Origin of the sequence: Tenggerimyces flavus, from assembly GCF_016907715.1 — a bacterium.
Taxonomy (GTDB): Bacteria; Actinomycetota; Actinomycetes; order Propionibacteriales; family Actinopolymorphaceae; genus Tenggerimyces; species Tenggerimyces flavus.
This window is the reverse complement of record NZ_JAFBCM010000001.1, coordinates 5527034-5545364: the sequence shown is the minus strand read 5'-3', so window position 1 is coordinate 5545364 and position 18331 is coordinate 5527034. Positions and strand designations below refer to the sequence as shown.

At 69.8% G+C, this 18331-nt stretch carries 16 protein-coding genes; 11 read left to right on the top strand and 5 right to left on the bottom strand.

The window, feature by feature from the left end:
• Positions 1-4 precede the first annotated feature (4 nt).
• The 6 genes from JOD67_RS25890 to JOD67_RS25865 all read left to right on the top strand — a co-directional run bounded on the left by JOD67_RS25890 (position 5) and on the right by JOD67_RS25865 (position 3552).
• Positions 5-295: a DUF167 domain-containing protein gene (locus JOD67_RS25890; protein WP_205120294.1), complete on the top strand. Its 291-nt coding sequence runs from the start codon at positions 5-7 to the stop codon at positions 293-295.
• A gap of 61 nt (positions 296-356) precedes the next feature.
• Positions 357-1076: a TraR/DksA family transcriptional regulator gene (locus tag JOD67_RS25885; protein WP_205120293.1), complete on the top strand. Its 720-nt coding sequence runs from the start codon at positions 357-359 to the stop codon at positions 1074-1076.
• A 41-nt stretch (positions 1077-1117) separates the two neighbouring features.
• Positions 1118-1657 (top strand): signal peptidase II, encoded by a 540-nt coding sequence (gene lspA / locus JOD67_RS25880; protein WP_205120292.1) that lies wholly within the window; start codon positions 1118-1120, stop codon positions 1655-1657.
• Entirely contained in the window at positions 1654-2592 is a 939-nt protein-coding gene (locus JOD67_RS25875) for an RluA family pseudouridine synthase (protein ID WP_205120291.1), read from the top strand. Before lspA ends, JOD67_RS25875 begins: the two co-directional genes overlap by 4 nt.
• A 143-nt stretch (positions 2593-2735) precedes the next feature.
• On the top strand, positions 2736-3041 hold the full coding sequence (locus tag JOD67_RS25870) for a chorismate mutase (protein ID WP_205120290.1): 306 nt from the start codon (positions 2736-2738) through the stop codon (positions 3039-3041).
• 37 nt (positions 3042-3078) lie between these two features.
• The gene (locus JOD67_RS25865) at positions 3079-3552 is read left to right on the top strand and encodes a GNAT family N-acetyltransferase (protein ID WP_205120289.1); all 474 of its coding nucleotides are present in this window, start codon (positions 3079-3081) and stop codon (positions 3550-3552) included.
• Here the strand turns inward: JOD67_RS25865 and JOD67_RS25860 are convergent.
• Positions 3525-4151, bottom strand: coding sequence for a hypothetical protein (locus tag JOD67_RS25860; protein WP_205120288.1), 627 nt, complete (start codon positions 4149-4151; stop codon positions 3525-3527). The two genes, JOD67_RS25865 and JOD67_RS25860, sit on opposite strands and share 28 nt — an antisense overlap.
• A gap of 290 nt (positions 4152-4441) precedes the next feature.
• Here JOD67_RS25860 and dnaE point away from each other — a divergent pair, with 290 nt between their 5' ends.
• From dnaE to JOD67_RS25845, 3 genes are read left to right on the top strand one after another with little or no spacing between them, the layout of a single operon-like run.
• Positions 4442-7972, top strand: a complete 3531-nt coding sequence (dnaE, locus tag JOD67_RS25855) for a DNA polymerase III subunit alpha (RefSeq protein ID WP_205120287.1) — start codon at positions 4442-4444, stop codon at positions 7970-7972.
• A gap of 36 nt (positions 7973-8008) precedes the next feature.
• Entirely contained in the window at positions 8009-8620 is a 612-nt protein-coding gene (locus JOD67_RS25850; RefSeq protein WP_205120286.1) for a hypothetical protein, read from the top strand.
• Between the two features lie 37 nt (positions 8621-8657).
• A complete protein-coding gene (locus JOD67_RS25845) occupies positions 8658-10538 on the top strand; it encodes a DUF3352 domain-containing protein (protein WP_205120285.1) in 1881 nt (626 codons plus the stop codon).
• Between the two features lie 181 nt (positions 10539-10719).
• Here JOD67_RS25845 and ybaK read toward each other — a convergent pair whose 3' ends face one another.
• The 4 genes from ybaK to JOD67_RS25825 form a co-directional block, all read right to left on the bottom strand.
• Positions 10720-11220 carry a Cys-tRNA(Pro) deacylase gene (gene ybaK, locus JOD67_RS25840; RefSeq protein WP_205120284.1) on the bottom strand — a complete coding sequence of 167 codons (501 nt, stop codon included), beginning with the start codon at positions 11218-11220 and terminating at the stop codon, positions 10720-10722.
• 10 nt (positions 11221-11230) lie between these two features.
• On the bottom strand, positions 11231-12775 hold the full coding sequence (locus JOD67_RS25835; protein WP_205120283.1) for an outer membrane protein assembly factor BamB family protein: 1545 nt from the start codon (positions 12773-12775) through the stop codon (positions 11231-11233).
• A gap of 140 nt (positions 12776-12915) precedes the next feature.
• Positions 12916-13581: an LON peptidase substrate-binding domain-containing protein gene (locus JOD67_RS25830; RefSeq protein WP_205120282.1), complete on the bottom strand. Its 666-nt coding sequence runs from the start codon at positions 13579-13581 to the stop codon at positions 12916-12918.
• 64 nt (positions 13582-13645) lie between these two features.
• Positions 13646-15016 carry an MFS transporter gene (locus JOD67_RS25825; RefSeq protein WP_205120281.1) on the bottom strand — a complete coding sequence of 457 codons (1371 nt, stop codon included), beginning with the start codon at positions 15014-15016 and terminating at the stop codon, positions 13646-13648.
• 104 nt (positions 15017-15120) lie between these two features.
• Between JOD67_RS25825 and JOD67_RS25820 the strand changes: the two genes are divergently transcribed.
• Entirely contained in the window at positions 15121-15990 is an 870-nt protein-coding gene (locus JOD67_RS25820; RefSeq protein ID WP_205120280.1) for a helix-turn-helix transcriptional regulator, read from the top strand.
• A 73-nt stretch (positions 15991-16063) separates the two neighbouring features.
• Entirely contained in the window at positions 16064-18223 is a 2160-nt protein-coding gene (locus tag JOD67_RS25815) for an MMPL family transporter (RefSeq protein WP_205120279.1), read from the top strand.
• Positions 18224-18331 lie beyond the last annotated feature (108 nt).

Sequence of the window (18331 nt, the reverse complement as noted above, 5' to 3'; positions counted from 1 at the left end):
GCGAGTGGCCGAGTCGTTCCGTATCGCCCTGCGGGTCAAGCCCGGTGCGCGCCGCGCTCGGGTCGGTGGGCGCTACGCAGGGGCGCGGGGCGAGGCGCTGGTGGTGGCGGTGACGGAGCGTGCTGTGGACGGGCGGGCGACCGCGGCAGCGTTGGCGGCGGTGGCGGCCGCGTTCGGCGTCCCGAAGTCCGCGGTCACGCTGGTTTCCGGAGCGACTAATCGGGACAAAGTTGTCGATATCGGCGCGTCGGATGTACAGAAAAGGTTTGCGGACTTGCTCGGCGCGGATGATTGAAGGTCTGGAACGGCCGGGCCTATCCTTCCGGCACCCCGGCTAGCCTGAACGGAGGTTCGCAATGGCGCGTACCAGTGGCGGCACCCGGGCGGCCAAGAAGGCCGCGCCCGCGAAGAAGACGGCTGCGAAGACGACGGTCGTGAAGAAGGCCGCACCGGCGAAGAAGGCTGCCGCCAAGGAGCCGGCCAAGAAGGCGCCCGTCAAGAAGGCTCCGGCGAAGAAGGCTCCGGCGGAGAAGGCTCCGGCGGAGAAGGCTCCGGCGGAGAAGGCCGCGGCCAAGGCTCCTGCCAAGAAGGCCCCAGTCGCCAAGAAAGCCCTGCCAGCCAAGAAGGCCCCAGCTGCCAAGAAGACGACTCTGGCTAAGAAGGCGCCCGCGAAGAAGACGGCCCGCGACCTGGTCGTCCGCGCCGACGAGTCGCCCTGGTCCGACGCCGAGCTGCAGGAGGTCGCGGACGAGCTCCAGGCCGATGCCGACCGGCTGCAGGCCCAGATCGACGAGACCGACCACGACCTCGCCGACCTCACCCGCGACGCCGGAGACGGAGCCGGCGACGACCAGGCCGACCAGGGTTCGAAGGCGTACGAACGCGAGCACGAGATCCAGCTCGCCAACAACGCCCGCGAGATGCTGGCCCAGATCGCCCGTGCCCAAGCCCACATCGCGGACGGCACGTACGGCATCTGCGAACGCTGCGGCAACCCGATCGGGAAGGGTCGGCTGCAGGCATTCCCGCGTGCGACACTGTGCCTGACATGCAAACAGCTGGAGGAGCGTCGCTGAACGACGACGCCATAGGACCCGACGCCCCCGCGGACCCCCCGGTGGAACCGCCTCAGCCGCCCAAGCCGCACCGCCCACGCGGCGTGCTGCTCGCGTTCTCCGGCGGCGTCGCCGCGGTCGTGATCCTGATCGACCAGATCACCAAGCTGATCGCGCTGAACGAGCTCAGCGACGGCCCGATCCAGTTGCTGAACGGCCTGCTGACGCTCGTGCTCGTCCGCAACGGCGGCGCGGCGTTCGGCATGGGTTCGGCGTTCACGCCGGTCGTCGTGTGCTTCGTGCTGATCGTGGTCGCCGTGGTCATCCGGCTGACGTTCAAGGCCGGCAGCGTCGCGTGGGCGATCACGCTCGGCTTCGTGCTCGGCGGCGCGTTCGGCAACCTGATCGACCGGTTCTTCCGCGACCCCGGCGTGATGCGCGGGCACGTCGTGGACTTCCTGCAGCTGCCGTACTGGCCGGTGTTCAACGTCGCCGACATGTCGATCACCTGCGCGGTCTGCCTGGTCATCCTGCTCACGTTCACCGGGCGTCGCCTCGACGGCACGCGCGAGGTGCGTGAGGTACGCGAGGGCAAGGAGTGAGCGGGGAGCGTCGCAGCCTCGCCGTACCCGAAGGACTCGAGGGCGAACGGCTCGACACCGCGCTCGCTCGGCTGTTCGGAGTGTCGCGGACGAAGGCCGCCGAGCTGGTGGAGTCGGGGCTGGTACTGCTCGACGGCACTTCGCCGATGAAGTCCGAACGCGTGTCGGCCGGCACCTGGCTCGAGGTCGAGATGCCGCGGCCCGCTGAGCCGGTCGCGCCGGAGACCGTCGAGGGCATGCGCGTGGTGTATGACGACGCCGACCTCGTCGTCGTCGACAAGCCGGTCGGCGTCGCGGCGCACCCGAGCCCGGGCTGGCGCGGTCCGACCGTGGTCGGGCACCTGGCGGCGGCGGGCTTCCGGATCTCGACGTCCGGGGCGGCCGAACGCCAGGGCGTCGTGCACCGGCTCGACGTCGGTACGAGCGGGCTGATGGTCGTGGCGAAGTCCGAACGCGCGTACTCGGTGCTGAAGGACGCGTTCCGCGAACGCACCGTCGACAAGATCTATCACGCGCTCGTGCAGGGGCACCCGGATCCATCGCGCGGAACGATCGACGCGCCGATCGACCGGCACCCGGTGCACGAGTACCGCTGGGCCGTCGTCGCGTCGGGCAAGCCGTCGGTGACGCACTATTCGACGCTGGAGGCCCTGCGGCACGCGTCGCTGCTGGAGATCCGGCTGGAGACGGGGCGGACGCACCAGATCCGCGTGCACATGTCGGCGGTACGTCATCCGTGCGTCGGCGACCTGACCTACGGTGCGGACCCGGTGCTCGCGCAGCGGCTCGGGCTGACCCGGCAGTGGCTGCACGCGTACGAGCTGGCGTTCACGCATCCGGGGACGGGGGAGCGGGTGTCGTTCTCCTCGTCGTACCCGGACGACCTGACCAGCGCGCTCGAGGTTGCCCGATCGGTGGACAACTCGCCCAGCTAGTCGAGCCGGCTCGTCGAAGAAGCAGCCCTATTGCACATCGGCCAGGCCGCTGACAGACGGTGACCAGACGGTCCGGCGCGAAACTGAGCGAGCCGGCTCGACCATTTTGGCTAGCGTGGATGGCCGGCGCTACGGTGCTGGTCATGGACCAATTGGCAGAGGCCGTACGCCCGCTGTTGCCTGCCACGCGTCCGTCCACGTTGGCGGAATGCCGGGCAGCGATCGACGAGATCGACACCGCTCTGGCCGTACTCCTGGAGCATCGCGCCGCGTTGACCGAGCAGGTGCAGCGCATCAAGCCGGTCGGCGGGCATGCCGGCCGCGACCTCGACCGCGAGGAGGAGATCGTGGCCCGGATGGCTGAGCTCGCCCCGCGCCTCGGCGCCGACCAGCTGCGGCGGATCGTGACCGCGATCATCGAGGCCAGCCTGGACGTGGCGAAGCACTAGGACCGGGTTGTCGGTGGCCAGTGCTTGGATCGGCGGCATGCTGCGAGAAGTCACCCCCGAAGACCTGCCGGCCCTGTACGAGCAGCAGCTCGACCCGGAGGGCCACCGGATGGCCGCGTTCGGCCCGCCGAAGCCGCGCGACTGGGAGCAGTTCACCGCGCACGTGGCGAAGATCCTCGCCGACGACGCCTGCGTGATGCTCGCGATCGTCGAGGACGGCCAGGTCGTGGGCAGCGTGGGTGCCTTCTGGATGGAGGGCGACCACGAGGTCACGTACGGCATCGCCCGCGAACACTGGGGTCGCGGCCTCGCGACGAAGGCGCTCGCCGAGCTCCTCACCACGCTCCTGGACCGCCCGCTGCACGCCCGAGTGGTCCAGGACAACGCGGGCTCGATCAAGGTCCTCGAGCGCAACGGCTTCGTCCGCATCGGCGACACCCGCGCCTTCTCCGACATCCGCCAGGAGGAGGTGGAGGAATGGATCTACCTGCTCGCGTCGCAGTCGGCCTGACCGAGCGCCACCACAACGCGGGTCCGGCCGCGGCGGGCCGTGGTGATCTCGAAGGTCGCGCAGGTGCTGGACTCGGTACTGAGCACCCCACCGAGATACGTGGCGGCACCACCGCAGCCTGCGAACGTCACCCATCGGGACTCGTAGTCCGCCAACGAGTAGTCGCGTCTCGGGTCGGTCCACAGGTAGCCCGGGACCCAACCGAGCGTCACTCCTCGGGGTTCGATCACCCGGATCGACACCGGACCGGAGGCCGGCGGCAGCTGGACCGGCGCCTTGGCGAAGTAGCGCCGGTCCGTTGAGGGAACACTGGTCAGGACGTCCGCGGCCGGAGACATCGGACTGCCAGCTGGCCCCCATGACTCGATCACGACGTCGTCGATGACCAGGGCACCGCGACGCGATCCGCCGTCTCCTGTCGTGCTCGCCACGGCGTCGCGACAGCGCAGCACCACCTGGCCGGGAGAAGTCCGCAACGGCTCGATGGACGACTCGACACCGGGCGTGGTGGGCCGACGCTCGGCTGGGTGATCCTGCGGTACGCAGCCAGCCACCGCGAGCGTGACTCCCAGAGTGATCGCACCCAGCCTGTAGGCCACGGGACGCCCTTCCGCGACATCGCCGCCCGGTGTGTTGCGTGGCGACCCAACTCTACGGTTGCGGGAAAGCCCGCCTGCGGAAACAGCGGCCGGGCCGATCGGATCGTGAGACTTTCGACAGGCCTCGGAGTGTCCCTCTGAGCCCTCCGGCGAGTTGTCGGCGGGGCCCTCTAGAGTCGGAGTTCCGCGGTAGCCGACCACACCTTCCCCGATCGGCGATCCCCGCAAGTGACGTCGCGACCCGGCAGCACACCGGCTGCACAGAGGTAGTTCAGGAGGCGCAGCAGAGCATGTCCGACTCGTTCGTGCACCTGCACGTACACACCGAGTACTCCATGCTCGATGGCGCTGCCAAGCTCAAGGACATGTTCGCCGAGGCCAATCGGCAGGGCATGCCGGGGATCGCGATCACCGACCACGGCAACCTGCACGGGGCGTACGACTTCTTCACCAAGGCCAAGGGCGCCGGCGTCACGCCGATCATCGGGGTCGAGGCGTACGTCGCGCCGCACAGCCGGTTCCACAAGGCGCCCGTCAAGTGGGGGCAGCCGCACCAGAAGGACGACGACGTCTCCGGTGCCGGCGCCTACACGCACATGACGATCTGGGCCAAGAACGCGGTCGGCCTGAAGAATCTCTTCAAGCTGCAGACCAGGGCCTCGCTGGACGGCTTCTTCCGCAAGCCGCGAATGGACCGCGAGCTGCTGTCCACGTACTCCGAGGGCCTGATGGCCACCACCGGCTGCCCGTCCGGGGAGATCCAAACGCGAATAAGGCTCGGCCAGGAGAACGAAGCAAGACAGGCCGCCGCCGACTTCCGGGACATCTTCGGCCAGGAGAACTTCTTCGTCGAGCTGATGGACCACGGCATCGACATCGACCGGCGCGGCCGCGCCGGCCTGGAGAAGATCGCCAAGGAGTTCGACCTCAGGTTCGTCGTCACCAACGACAGCCACTACACCTACGAGCACGAGTCGACCGCGCACTCCGCGCTGCTCTGCGTGCAGACCGCGAGCACGCTCGCCGCTCCCACGTTCCAGTTCGAGGGCTCCGGCTACTACCTCAAGACCGCCGACGAGATGCGCGGCATCGACAGTGGGGACGCCTGGCAGGAGGGCTGCCGCACCACGCTGGAGATCGCCGAGCGGATCGACACCGCGGGCATGTTCGAGTTCCGCAACCTGATGCCGAAGTTCCCGGTGCCGGACGGCGGCGACGAGGCGTCGTTCTTCAAGGCCCAGGTCTGGGAGGGCATGGACCGCAGGTTCCCCGACGGCTACCCCGACCACGAGCGGTACAAGAAGCAAGCCGAGTACGAGATGGACGTCATCCTCCAGATGGGGTTCCCCTCGTACTTCCTCGTCGTCGCCGACTTCATCATGTGGGCGAAGCGCAACGGCCACCCAGTCGGCCCGGGCCGCGGTTCCGCGGCGGGCAGCCTGGTCGCGTACGCGCTCGGCATCACCGACCTCGACCCGATCCCGTTCGGCCTGATCTTCGAACGCTTCCTCAACCCCGACCGCGTCTCGATGCCTGACATCGACATCGACTTCGACGAGCGTGGGCGCGGCGAGGTCATCCGGTACGTCACCGAGAAGTGGGGCGAGGACAAGGTCGCGCAGATCGCGACGTTCGGCACGATCAAGGCGAAGGCCGCGATCAAGGACTCGTCCCGGGTGCTGGGTTACCCGTACGCGCTGGGCGACAAGATCACCAAGGCGATGCCGGCCGCGGTGATGGGCAAGGACATCCCGCTCAGCGGCATCTTCGACGACAAGCACCCGCGCTACAACGAGGCCGGCGAGGTCCGGAGCCTCTACGAGCAGGACGTCGACGTCAAGAAGGTCATCGACACCGCGCGCGGCCTGGAGGGCCTGATCCGGCAGACCGGTGTGCACGCCGCTGGCGTGATCATGTCGGCCGAGCCGCTGATCGACCACGTCCCGCTGATGAAGCGGGAGGCGGACGGGGCGGTGATCACGCAGTTCGACTACCCGACCTGCGAGACGCTCGGCCTGCTGAAGATGGACTTCCTCGGCCTGCGCAACCTGTCGATCATGGACGACGCGGTCAAGAACATCGAGCAGGCCCGCGGCATCAAGATCAACCTGCTGGAGCTCGAGCTCGACGACCGGCCGACGTACGAGCTGCTGGCCCGCGGCGACTCGCTCGGCGTCTTCCAGCTGGACGGCAACGGCATGCGGTCGCTGCTGCGGCTGATGAAGCCGGACAACTTCGAGGACATTTCGGCGGCGCTCGCGCTCTACCGCCCGGGCCCGATGGGCGCGAACTCGCACACGAACTACGCGCTGCGCAAGAACGCCCAGCAGGAGATCACTCCGATCCACCCCGAGCTCGCCGAGATGGGCGACGAGCTGCTGGGGGAGACGTACGGCCTGATCGTCTACCAGGAGCAGGTGCAGAGGATCGCGCAGAAGGTCGCGGGCTACACCCTCGGCCAGGCCGACCTGCTCCGCCGCGCGATGGGCAAGAAGAAGAAGGAGATCCTCGACAAGGAGTACGGCCCGTTCGCCGCGGGCATGAAGGAGCGCGGCTTCACCGACGGCGCGATCAAGTCGCTGTGGGACATCCTCGTTCCGTTCTCCGACTACGCGTTCAACAAGGCGCACACCGCGGGCTACGGCCTCGTCGCGTACTGGACCGCCTATCTCAAGGCCAACTTCCCGGCCGAGTACATGGCCGCGCTGTTGACCAGCGTCCAGGACGACAAGGACAAGATGGCGATCTACCTGAACGAGTGTCGCCGCGCCGGCATCAAGGTCCTCCCTCCCGACGTCAATGAGTCCGCCGGTGACTTCACCCCGATCGGCACCGACGTCCGCTTCGGCCTCTCCGCGATCCGCAACGTCGGCGGCAACGTCGTCGACGCGATCGTCGCGGCCCGCAAGGAGAAGGGCCGCTACACCGACTTCCGCGACTTCCTCAAGAAGGTGCCGCTCGTCGTCTGCCAGAAGCGCACGATCGAGTCGCTGATCAAGGCCGGCTCGTACGACTCGATGGGGCACCACCGGCGCGACCTGGTCGCGAGGTACGAGGTGATGGTCGACGACGTCGTCGACCTCAAGCGCAACGAGGCCAACGGGCAGGACGCGCTGTTCGGCGGGCTCGACTCGCCGGCTGACTCCGACACCCCGGAGGAGCCGTTCGTCAGCACGATCCCGGAGTGGGACAAGCAGACGCTGCTCGCACACGAGCGGGAGATGCTCGGCCTGTACGTGTCGGACCACCCGCTGTTCGGCATCGAGCACGTGCTCGCGACGGCCTCGGACTGTACGGTCGGCACGCTGCTCACCGACGAGGACCGGGCGGACGGCTCGACGGTCAACATCGGCGGGCTGATCACCGGCATCACCCGCAAGATGACCAAGCGCGGCGACCCGTGGGCGATCGTCACCCTGGAGGACCTCGAGGGTGGCATCGACGTGATGTTCTTCCCCTCGACGTACCAGCTCTACGCGTTGCAGCTCGCCGAGGACGCGGTCGTCGTGGTGAAGGGCCGGCTGGACAAGCGCGACGACCAGCCGCAGCTGATCGCGATGGAGCTCTCGGTGCCGGACATCACCGAGCAGCAGACCGGGCCGGTGAAGATCGGCCTGCCACGGGAGCGCTGCACGCCGCCGGTAGTGGACCGGCTGAAGGAGATCTTCGGCACCCACCCGGGGATGACCCAGGTGCACCTGCATCTGCGTTCGGAGACCAAGACGCTGGTCTTGCGACTGGAGGACCGCTGGCGGGTGACGCCGTCGATCGCACTGATGGCCGATCTCAAGGCGCTGCTCGGTCCGGGCTGCGTCGCCTGACCGAACTCAGGTTGCCTGGCTAGAATTCCGCTCACTGTGACTATCCCTTACCCTCCGCAGTCCGAGTTCTCCGCTTACCTGCCGCGCCGCGAGCGCGAGCCGAGCCGGCTGAAGGCCGTACTGGTGATCCTCGGCGTGTTCGTGCTCGCCGGCGTTGGCTCCGGACTGGTGTGGCCGCACCTGGTGCCCCAGGTCCAGATGGTGATGACCGACTTCGGGCCGTTCCCCCTCAGCGAGGCCGAGGCCGGGCAGCTGATGGCGATGGACGGAACGTACGCCGCGCTCGCCAGCATCCTGGGGCTGCTGCTCGGCACGACGCTGTTCATGATCTTCCAGCGCCGCGGGCCGGCCGTCGTCGTGGCGATGGCCATCGGCGCCGGGATCGCGGCGGCGCTCGCCCTCACCGTGGGCAGCTACTTCGCCGGCGGCGAGCTCGTCCTGGCCTGGCAGCCGCGCGCCGAGGTCGGCACCGAGCTGGCCGCGCCGCTGGGGCTGCACGCGTACGGCGTGATGTTGATCTGGCCGATCGCCGCGCTGGCGCCGATCGTCCCGCTGGTATGGCTCACCTGGCGCGAACGATGGGGAGCCGAAAGCGTTGTCCACACGTCCCAGGACTCGGACGAACCCGCACCACGACCGGTGCAGTAACGTCCTACCTCGTTCCTTCTCTTCGGGGGGTGTCCCTGTGTCCCAAGACGATCAACGGCCGCCGTTCGGCCCTGGTCAACCGAACCAGCCAGGCCAGCCGGGTCAGGCCGGTCAGCCTGGCCAGCAAGGTGGGCCTCCGCCCGGCCAGCACTACGGCGCGCCGCAGCAGGGTGGTTACCCGCCGCAGCAGCCGCCGCAAGGACCTCCGCAGGGTCCGCCGCCGCAGCACTACGGTCCGCCGTCGCAGGGCGGCTACCCGCCCCAGCAGCCGCCGCAGGGACCTCCGCCGGGTCAGCATTACGGCGCGCCCCAGCAGGGTGGCTACCCGCCGCCTCCGCAGGGACCTGGTGGCCCCGGTGGACCTGGTGAGGGTGGCCTGCCACCCGGTACGCCGTGGCGTCCCGGCCCCGGTGCCGGGCAGCCATACCCGCAGCGCAAGCGCAGCCGGCTGCCGATCATCATCCTGGCCGCGGTGCTCGTCGTGCTCGTCGGTGGTGGCGGTGCGTTCGCGTTCAACCTGCTCTCCGGTGGTGGCACGCAGCCGCAGCAGGTGCTGCCGAGCAATGCGCTGGGCTACGTACGGATCGACCTCGACCCGTCGGCCGGGCAGAAGGTCGCGATGCTCGACTTCGCCCGCAAGTTCCCCGAGCTGAGCAAGAAGATCGGCCAGGACAACGACCTGAAGAAGGCGATGTTCGAGAGCGCCAAGGCCGAGGACAAGGACCTCGCGAAGCTCGACTACGCCAAGGACATCGAGCCCTGGATCGGCGACCGTGCCGGCGCGGCGATCATGCCGCCCGCCGACGGCGAGAAGGAGCCGGGCGGCATCGTCGCTCTGCAGGTCAAGGACGAGGAGAAGGCCCGCGTCGGGCTGGAGAAGCTGCGCGCGGCGAGCGAGTCCGGCAAGAAGGACCCGTCCGGCATCGCGTTCCTCGACGGCTACGCGATCCTCGCCGAGTCGCAGGGGCAGGCCGACGCCGCCGTCGCGGCGGCGGGGAAGAGCCCGCTGGGCAACGAGGAGCAGTTCAAGGCCGACTTCAAGGCGATCGGTGACGACGGCATCTTCTCGTTCTGGGTGCACATGGGTCGCCTCGCGACCGTGGGCGCCTCGACGCAGGAGCTGCCCGAGGGCGCTTCCGCGGAGAGCCTGGCCGCGCTCAAGGACTTCCGGTACGCCGGCGTGGTCCGCTTCGACGGCAACTACGTCGAGCTCGCGAGCCAGAGCTTCGGGCTGAAGGTCCCTGTGGTCAAGGACACCGTGCCCGTACGGCTCGGCGACCTGCCCGACTCCACTGTTGGCGCCCTCTCGATCTCCGGGCTCGGCGACGGGGTGGCTCAGGCCTGGCCGAACCTGCTGGAGACCGCGAAGAAGGCGGGCTTCGACGCCCAGCTGCAGGCGTACCTGTCGATGGCCGAGGACCAGTACGGCCTGAAGTTGCCGGCCGACCTGCAGACGCTGTTCGGCAAGAACTTCACGCTCGCCGCGGACGGCGGATCGATCAGCAAGAACCAGCCGATCCCCGAGTTCGGCGCGAAGATCCAGACCGACGTGCAGAAGGCCGAGGACGTCTTCGGCATCGTCGAGAAGGCCGTCGCCGACACCGGCGAGGTCGAGCTGTCGTTGGCCAAGGCGAAGACGTCCGACTCGTTCATCGTGGCGACGTCGCAGAAGTACGCGGACACGTTGGCCGCCGGTGGCAAGCTCGGCTCGAGCGAGGCGTTCAAGCTCGCGGTGCCGAACGCCGACAAGGCGACGTTCGCGATGTTCGCCGACCTCGACAAGCTGGAGCCGCTCTACATAGAGCGGATGCCGGAAGAGCAGCGCGCCAACGTCGAGGTGCTCCGCTCCATCGGCATGAGCGGCACGCAGACGAGCGACGGCAACGGCACGTTCACCGTCCGGGTGGTCGTGAAGTAGCCGAGCAACACCAGTACAGCGAACAGGCCCGCCCCTCCACCACGGAGAGGCGGGCCTCTTCATGCCCCACCGCCCACAGCTCGTCCCGACTTTCACCCACCGGACCGGGGTTCGCAGGCCCGTTGCTAGGTTGCACAACCCCGGCTGGGTGGGTGAAGTGCGGTCGGGCTGTGGACGGGGGTCAGGCGGGGCGGGCGATCTCGGCGGTCTTGGCGTCGGTGAGGCGGACGAGGTCGGCCGGCGTCAGCTCCACCTGCAGGCCGCGCCTGCCCGCCGACACGTACATCGTCGCCAGCGACAACGCGCTCGCGTCGACGACGGTCGGGAGCCGTTTGCGCTGTCCCAGTGGGCTGATCCCGCCCACCACGTAGCCCGTCGACCGCTCGGCATCGGAAGACTCCGCCATCACCGCCCGCTTCGCGCCGAGTGCCGAGGCGAACGCCTTCAGGTCCAGCGACGCGCTCACCGGGACGACCGCCACCGCGAGCCGGTCGTCGCAGGAGGCCAACAGGGTCTTGAAGATCTGCTCCGGCGGCACCCCGAGCGCGGCGGCCGCCTCGAGGCCGTACGCGTGCCGCGAGCCGTCGCTCGCGACCTCGTACGGATGCACGGTGTGCGTCACCCCCGCGCGCTGCAGCGCGAGGACCGCCGGCGTGCCTTGCGTGTTACGACTCTTCGCCACGACTCCACATCTACCCGAACGCCCACACCGACGACGGGGGAGGGGCGCCGATCACCGACGGCAGCTCCTTCCACGGCACCATGATCACCTGGTTGTCCGCCCAGATCATCCAGGTGAGGATCGGCGTCGAGATGTAGTCCCGCGGGTACGGCGGCCCGAGCTCGGCCCGCTTCCCGTCGGCCGCCGCGTAGCGCAGCACCTGCGGCGGATCCTGGTACGTGCCCGCCGACATCGCGATCGCGCCGTCCTTGTCCGCGCCGACGACCTTCACGGTGTCGCCGTTCCCGGCCTTCCCGGTCCACCGCGGTTTACCGGTGGCGAGGTCGAACGCCACCACGACGTTCTCCTGGCCAGACTGGGAGACGCCGAGCACCGTCGTCGCGTACAGCGTCCGCCCGTCGACCACCGCCATGCGGAACCGGTCCCGCCCGGCATCGGGGACCGCGACGTCGGTCGACGATCCCGTGGCCGTCAGGTCGAGCGTGCCGTACGAGCCGGTCTGCGGGATGGACAAGGTCGGCTTCCCCGCGGCGTCGAGCACGACGATGCGACCCTTGCCCTCCGTGTCCGTGCCGGAGGTGGATGGGATGACGACCACCGTGGGCTCGGTCGAGGCGATGCCGATGCCACCGGCCCAGCTCGGGTCGATGCTGCCCTTGGGCAGGTCCGCGACCTGGCCGATCCGCCCGGAGGCCGGCGCGACGATCCCGGTGAACATCGTCGTCGCGGCGCCGAAGCCGCATCGCCACAGCCCGACGAAGTGACCCGCGGTCGGGTCCGGCATCAGGTCCTGCGGCGTGCAGTCGTACTCGCCGCGCTTGAGCTTCTGGGTCGACCAGAGCCGCTTGCCGGTCGTCACCTCGACGCCGAACCCGTCGGCGTCACTCTGGAAGATCACGACGTTCCCGACCAGCTCCAGGACCGCGGAGCTCGGCGTGCCGGTCGCCGTCTTCGCCGGGAAGTTCGTGGTCCAGCGCGCCTGGCCACTCGACAGATCGACCAGCTGGACGTCCTTGCAGACACGTTCGGGAAGCTTGGTGAGCTCCGACCGCTTGGTCGACTCGACGTCGAGGGCGAGCGCGCCCGTCCGGCCGTCGGTGCTGGTCGTCATCCCGCAGAACTTGCGGTCCTTCGGGGCGTCCAGCTGCCAGACCTTCTGGCCGGACTTGCGTTGGTACGCGACGAGCCGGCTGTGCGAGCCGCGGACGAACGTCGAGTCGGTCAGCCAGTACCCGATCGGATGGGCGTCGAACGGGTCGTTCTCGACGAACGTGTCCGACCAGGCGACCTTGCCGTTCAGCACCGCGCCCGGCCCGGGCTGCCAGTCCTTCGCGGGGTCGTTGTCGAGCGGATCGGCGCTGATCGGCTGGATGCCCTTCATCATCCGATCCACGAAGCCGACGTACACGCCGATGCCGCCGGCGACCACCAGCCCGAGCGCCACCACGACCGCGCCGACCACGAGCAGGATGCGCTTGTTGCCGTGCCGCGGTGGCGGCTGCGATGGACCGGGCGGCTGGGGTGGCTGCTGCGGCCACGGCCCCCATGGACCCATCGGCTGTTGCCCTGAACCGGACGGCCGAGCGCCAGGCGGGCCTTGCGGCGGAACCGATCCCTGCGTGTTCACGGGTGAATTCTGGCAAACCGGACGTGCCCGCGCGAGTCCGTCAGGTCACGACTCGTTCAACAATGTGGCTAGTTCGGCGTATATCCGAACCTGGTGACCTCCGTCGCCGGCAACGAAGGCACCGCGCGCATCGCGAGAAGCTCGTTCCGCATCAGCCCGGCGACCGCGATCAGCCGCGCGGTCGCGTCTGGAATCTCCAACAGGCGTTGGCGAACGAACGTCGGCGACACCACGGCCGCGCTGAGGACGTACGACAGCTGCACCGGATCGTCCGGCAGGTCACCCACCACGACGCGCAGGTCGCGCAGCTGGATCAGCACGTGCTGGTAGCGCGCGAACACCAGCCGCGCGACCGACGCCGCCTCCTCCGCGTCGTCGCCGATCGGCTCGTCGACCAGGTCGACGTACGCGACGAGGTACGGCCCGGTGGTGTCGAGGTCGGCGAGGGTGAACCGGCGATGCCCGTGCGTCACCAGGTCGTACCGGCCGTCCTCGTACTTCGTCACGTCGTCGACGACCGCCGAGCAGCCGATGTCGAAGTAGTCCAGCGCCGCGCCCTCGCCGACCTCGAAGCCGCGCCGGATCGTCAGCACCCCGAACTCACGCGCGTCCTTCGGCCCGGCGAGCAGGTCCTCGACCAGTCGTCGGTAGCGCTCCTCGAACACGTGCAGCGGCATCGCGCAGCCCGGGCAGAGCACGGTGCCGAGCGGAAACAGCGGCAGCCGGAGGCTCACGCGGACACCATAGAGGCCGCCAGCCCGGCGGATGCCTCAAAACGCCCAACCCACGGCCTGATCCTCACGACCGGTGTCGACCGAGCAGCGTCACGGTGACCGCGACCAGCAGACCGCCCGCCCCTAGGAGCACGCTCGCCACGAAGCCGGCGTGGAACGAGCGCAGGCCGACCGCGAGCGAACCGAAAACCGCGATCGCGAGCCCGCCACCGAGCTGCCGCGCCGCGTTGAACGCGCCGGCCGCGATCCCGGCGTGCTCCGGCGCCACGCTGTCCAGCAGGACGGCCGTGAGCAGCGGAACGGCTGTCGACGCACCCAGCCCGAGGGGGAGCAACAGCAGGGACGCGAGCTGCATCGGTCGCGGTCCGCCGATCAGCAGCAACCCGAGCATGCCCGCCGCCATCGTCAGCTGGCCGGCGACGATCGTCCGCCACGTTCCGATCCGGGCGGCGATCCGCGGGGCGAGCAGGTTCACCGCGACGACGACCAGGCTCATCGGTACGAACATCAGCCCGGTGGACAACGCCGACTGGCCGAGCTCGCGTTGCGCGTACAGGCTGAGCACGAACACGACGCCGTAGTACGCGGCGTTGTTCGCGAACCCGGCGAGCAGCACCGTGACCGCCGCGCCGGAACGGAACAGCGCGACTGGAAGCATCGGCCGCCGGACCCGCGCCTCGACGGCGAAGAACGCCGCGGCGGCGAGCACCGTGACCAGCGCGGACAGCAGGACCGGGGGAGCCAGGATCCCGTCCCGGCTGCCCTCGATCACGCCGAACGTGAGTGCCAGCAGCGCGACCACCGCCAGCACCTGCCCGGGCAGGTCGACCGGAGCGGGCCGCCGCGGCGAGGGACGCGTCCGGGCGAGCAGCAGCAGGCCGATGATCCCCACCGGCACGTTCACGAGGAAGATCGCGCGCCAGCTCCAGGCGGTCGTGAGCAGCCCGCCGAGCACCGGCCCGAGAGCGATCCCGCCCGCGCCGCTCGCCGTCCAGATCCCGATCGCCCGAGCGCGGCTGCTGGCGTCGTCGTACGCCTGCCGGACCAGCGCGAGCGACGACGGGAGCAGGGCGGCCGCCGCGGCACCCTGGACGACTCGCGCCCCGATCAGCGCGGGCATGGTCGGCGCCAGCCCGCACGCGACGGAGGCGAGCGTGAACGCGGCCAGGCCGATGCCGAGCGCCCGGCGCGCGCCGATCCGGTCCGACCACGCACCAGCGGACAGCAACAGCGCGCCGAACAGCAGCGTGTAGCCGTCCACGACCCACTGCAGGCTCGACATCCCGCCACCGAGGTCGGCGCCCATCGCGTTCAGCCCGACGTTGACCGCGGAGGTGTCGAGGATGATCAGGAGGAACCCGAGCGAGGCGACCGGCAGCGCCGCTCCGGCCGCCGCCCTCCCGGAAGTCGCGGTCCGTGGGGCGTGCGTCGTCATGCCGTTCACCCTGCTGGCCGGCGGGCGCGCGAGGCAGGACGCGTTCTGCCGGGGTGCGACACGGCCCCCCAGGTTCGCGAGCGGCGTGGGCACACTGGGAGGTGATGAGCGAGTTGGGCAGGTTCCTCCGGACCCGGCGCGAACGCGTGCGGCCGGCCGACGTCGGGCTGCCGGCCGGGCCTGGCGTACGTCGTACTCCCGGGCTCCGGCGCGAGGAGCTGGCGACGCTGGCAGGCGTGAGCATCGACTACTACACCCGCCTGGAGCGCGGCAAGGAGACGCATCCGAGCGACGCCGTGCTGGGGGCGTTGGCACGGGTCCTCCGCCTCGACGGCCCGGAGGCCGAGCACCTCCGCGCGCTGGCCGACGCGGCCACCCGCGGCCCGGCGCCCAAGCACCACTGGTCCTCGCGCACCGTCCGGCCGAGCACGATGCTGCTGCTCGAGTCGGTGCGGCCGAACCCCGCGTACGTCGTCAACAAGATCAACGACCTGCTGGCCTGGAACCCGGGCGGGATCGCACTCTTCCCCGGCATCGAGGAATGGCCCAGGGAACGCCGCAACCTGATCCGGTACGTGTTCCTGCACCCCCACGCGCGGACGCTCTGGGTGAACTGGGAGGACCTCGTCACCGGCAGCGTCGCGGGGATGCGCGCGTTGGCCGGTGCCGAGCCCGACGCGCCCGACCTCACCGCACTGGTGGGCGAGCTGGTGATGAAGAGCGAGGAGTTCGCCCAGCTGTGGAGTCAGTACGACGTCCGGCCGCGCACCGCGGGGGAGAAGAAGTTCCAGCACCCGGTCGTGGGGCGGATGACCCTCGCGTACGAGTCGCTCCAGCTCACCGGCACCGACGGGCTGCGGATGGTCGCGTACCTGGCCGACCCAGGCACGCCCGACCACGACGCGATGGTGCTGCTCGACCTCGCCTCGACCCCGTCCGCGGCGTCCCCGCCTGACCGCGAGAGCACTCCTTAAGTCAGCTGAAAGTCGGCGTTGCCAAGCTCGACCACAGCACACGGGAATCACGCTGTGGGAGGGAACGTCAGCCATGTCCAGGCTGCTCGCCATGCTCGGAACGTCGGCCGCCCGCCATCCGTGGCGCACGCTCGCGGCCTGGCTCGTCGTCCTCGCCGCCGCCGTCGCGGCGGCCGTCACGCTCGGCGGCGCGATGCACAACGTCTACGAGCTACCCGGCGCGCGCTCGCAGGCCGGCATCGACCTGCTGGAGCAGCGCTTCCCCGCGTACGGGGGAACCTCGGCCCGCGTCGTCGTGCACGACCGCGAGGGCGATCCCGTCCCCGCGGCCGAGCTCACCCGGCTGCGCAAAGAGCTGCTCACGGTCGACCACGTCACCGAGGTCTCCGCGCCGCAACCGAGCGACGATGGCGACACCGCGATCCTCACCGTGCAGTACGACGAGCCGGTCACCGACCTCGTCGAGCCCGTCACCGCGCTCGAGGACGCGACAGCCGCCACCGAACGCGCGGGTTTCCAGGTCGAGCTCGGCGGCGAGGTGCCCGAGGACATCTCCGTACCGAACGGGACGGCCGAGGCCATCGGCGTCACCGCGGCGCTGGTCATCCTGCTGCTCGCGTTCGGCTCGATCGTCGCTGCCGGACTTCCCTTGCTGGTCGCGGCATTCGGGCTCGGCATCGGTCTCGCCGGCGTTTCGCTGATGGCGGCGTTCACCGACGTGAGTACGACGACGCCGACCGCGGCGACGATGGTCGGGATCGGGCTCGGCATCGACTACGCGCTCTTCATCGCGACGCGGTTCCGCGAGGAACTGCGCGCCGGCCGTTCGGTCGTGGCGGCTGCCGGGCGCGCGAACGCGACCGCCGGGCAGTCGGTGGTGTTCGCCGGCTTCACCGTGCTGCTGTCGATCTGCGGGCTCGCGTTCGTCGGCATCCCGTACTTCGCGACGATGGGCTTCGCCTGCGCGATGGTCGTGGCGATCACCGTCGTCGCCGCGGTCTCGCTGCTGCCGGCGTTCCTCGGCCTGGCGGGACATCGCGTGCTGGGCAAGAAGGAACGCGCCGCGCTCGCCGCCGGCGAGGTCGTCCCGGCCGCGGTCAAGCAGCCGTGGACCGCGCGCTGGGCCCGGCGGGTGGGCCGGAACCCGCTGCCGTGGGGACTCGCCGCGCTGCTCTTCCTGGTCGCGTTGGCGGCACCGTTGCTGGCGATGCGCACCTGGCCGAACGACGCAGGCAGCGAGCCCGAGTCCAACACCGTACGGCGCGCGTACGACCTGGTCGCGGCCGAGTACGGCGAGGGTGCCAACGGCCCGTTGACAGTGCTCGTCGACCTCGACAAGGTGGCGGCGAACGAGCTGCCTTCCTTGCAGGCAAGGCTTTCCGACACCTCTGGCGTGGACATGGTCACTGGTCCGTTGTTCTCTCCGGATCGCGACGCGGCGTTGTTCACCGTCGTTCCGGACACCGGGCCGCAGGACGAACTGTCCGCCGAGCTGGTGCACCGGCTGCGCGACGACGTGCTGCCGTCGGGTGGCGAGGTGGTCGGGCTGGTCGCGTCCCAGACCGACATCGCCGACCGGATCGAGGAACGGCTCTGGGTGATCATCGGGCTCGTCGTCGCGACCGCGCTCGTCCTGCTGCTGGTGGTGTTCCGGTCGCCGGTCGTGGCGCTGAAGGCCGCGGTGATGAACCTGCTCTCGATCGGCGCGGCGTACGGCGTGCTGGTCGCGATCTTCCAGTGGGGTTGGGGAGTCTCGCTGTTCGGCATCCCGCACGCGGTGCCGGTGTCGAGCTGGGTGCCGATCCTGATGTTCGCATTGCTGTTCGGGCTGTCGATGGACTACGAGGTGTTCCTGCTGTCGCGGATCCGGGAGCGCTTCCTCGCGACCGGCGACGGGCGGGGGAGTGTCGTGGACGGACTCGCCGCGACCGGTCGCGTGATCACCAGCGCGGCGCTGATCATGGTGGCGGTGTTCGTCGGGTTCGCGCTCGACACGAACCTGGTGATCAAGATGCTCGGCCTCGGCATGGCCGTCGCGGTGGCGGTCGACGCGACGATCGTGCGGCTGATCCTCGTTCCCGCGACGATGGCGATCCTCGGCCGGGCGAACTGGTGGCTGCCGAACTGGCTGGACCGCCTCCTCCCGCACGTCGCCCCGCACGGCGTGGACGACGAGGAGGACGGAGACTCGACCGGCTCGACCCCACCTCGGAAGCGCGTCCCCGTGGGCTGACCGGTCACAAACTGTGGGGTTCTGGTAGCGACACGCTGGCGTGTCGCTACCAGAACCCCACAGTTCGCGCGGTGAGTGAGCGCGGTGAGTGAGTGCGGTGAGGGAGGG

Excerpts from the sequence above, each read along its gene's own strand:
- JOD67_RS25815 (WP_205120279.1), top strand. The coding sequence starts at position 16,064 with ATGTCCAGGCTGCTCGCCATGCTCGGAACGTCGGCCGCCCGCCATCCG.
- JOD67_RS25870 (WP_205120290.1), top strand. The coding sequence starts at position 2,736 with ATGGACCAATTGGCAGAGGCCGTACGCCCGCTGTTGCCTGCCACGCGT.
- JOD67_RS25825 (WP_205120281.1), bottom strand. The coding sequence starts at position 15,016 with ATGACGACGCACGCCCCACGGACCGCGACTTCCGGGAGGGCGGCGGCC.
- JOD67_RS25865 (WP_205120289.1), top strand. The coding sequence starts at position 3,079 with ATGCTGCGAGAAGTCACCCCCGAAGACCTGCCGGCCCTGTACGAGCAG.
- dnaE (WP_205120287.1), top strand. The coding sequence starts at position 4,442 with ATGTCCGACTCGTTCGTGCACCTGCACGTACACACCGAGTACTCCATG.
- JOD67_RS25835 (WP_205120283.1), bottom strand. The coding sequence starts at position 12,775 with ATGGGTCCATGGGGGCCGTGGCCGCAGCAGCCACCCCAGCCGCCCGGT.
- JOD67_RS25885 (WP_205120293.1), top strand. The coding sequence starts at position 357 with ATGGCGCGTACCAGTGGCGGCACCCGGGCGGCCAAGAAGGCCGCGCCC.
- JOD67_RS25820 (WP_205120280.1), top strand. The coding sequence starts at position 15,121 with ATGAGCGAGTTGGGCAGGTTCCTCCGGACCCGGCGCGAACGCGTGCGG.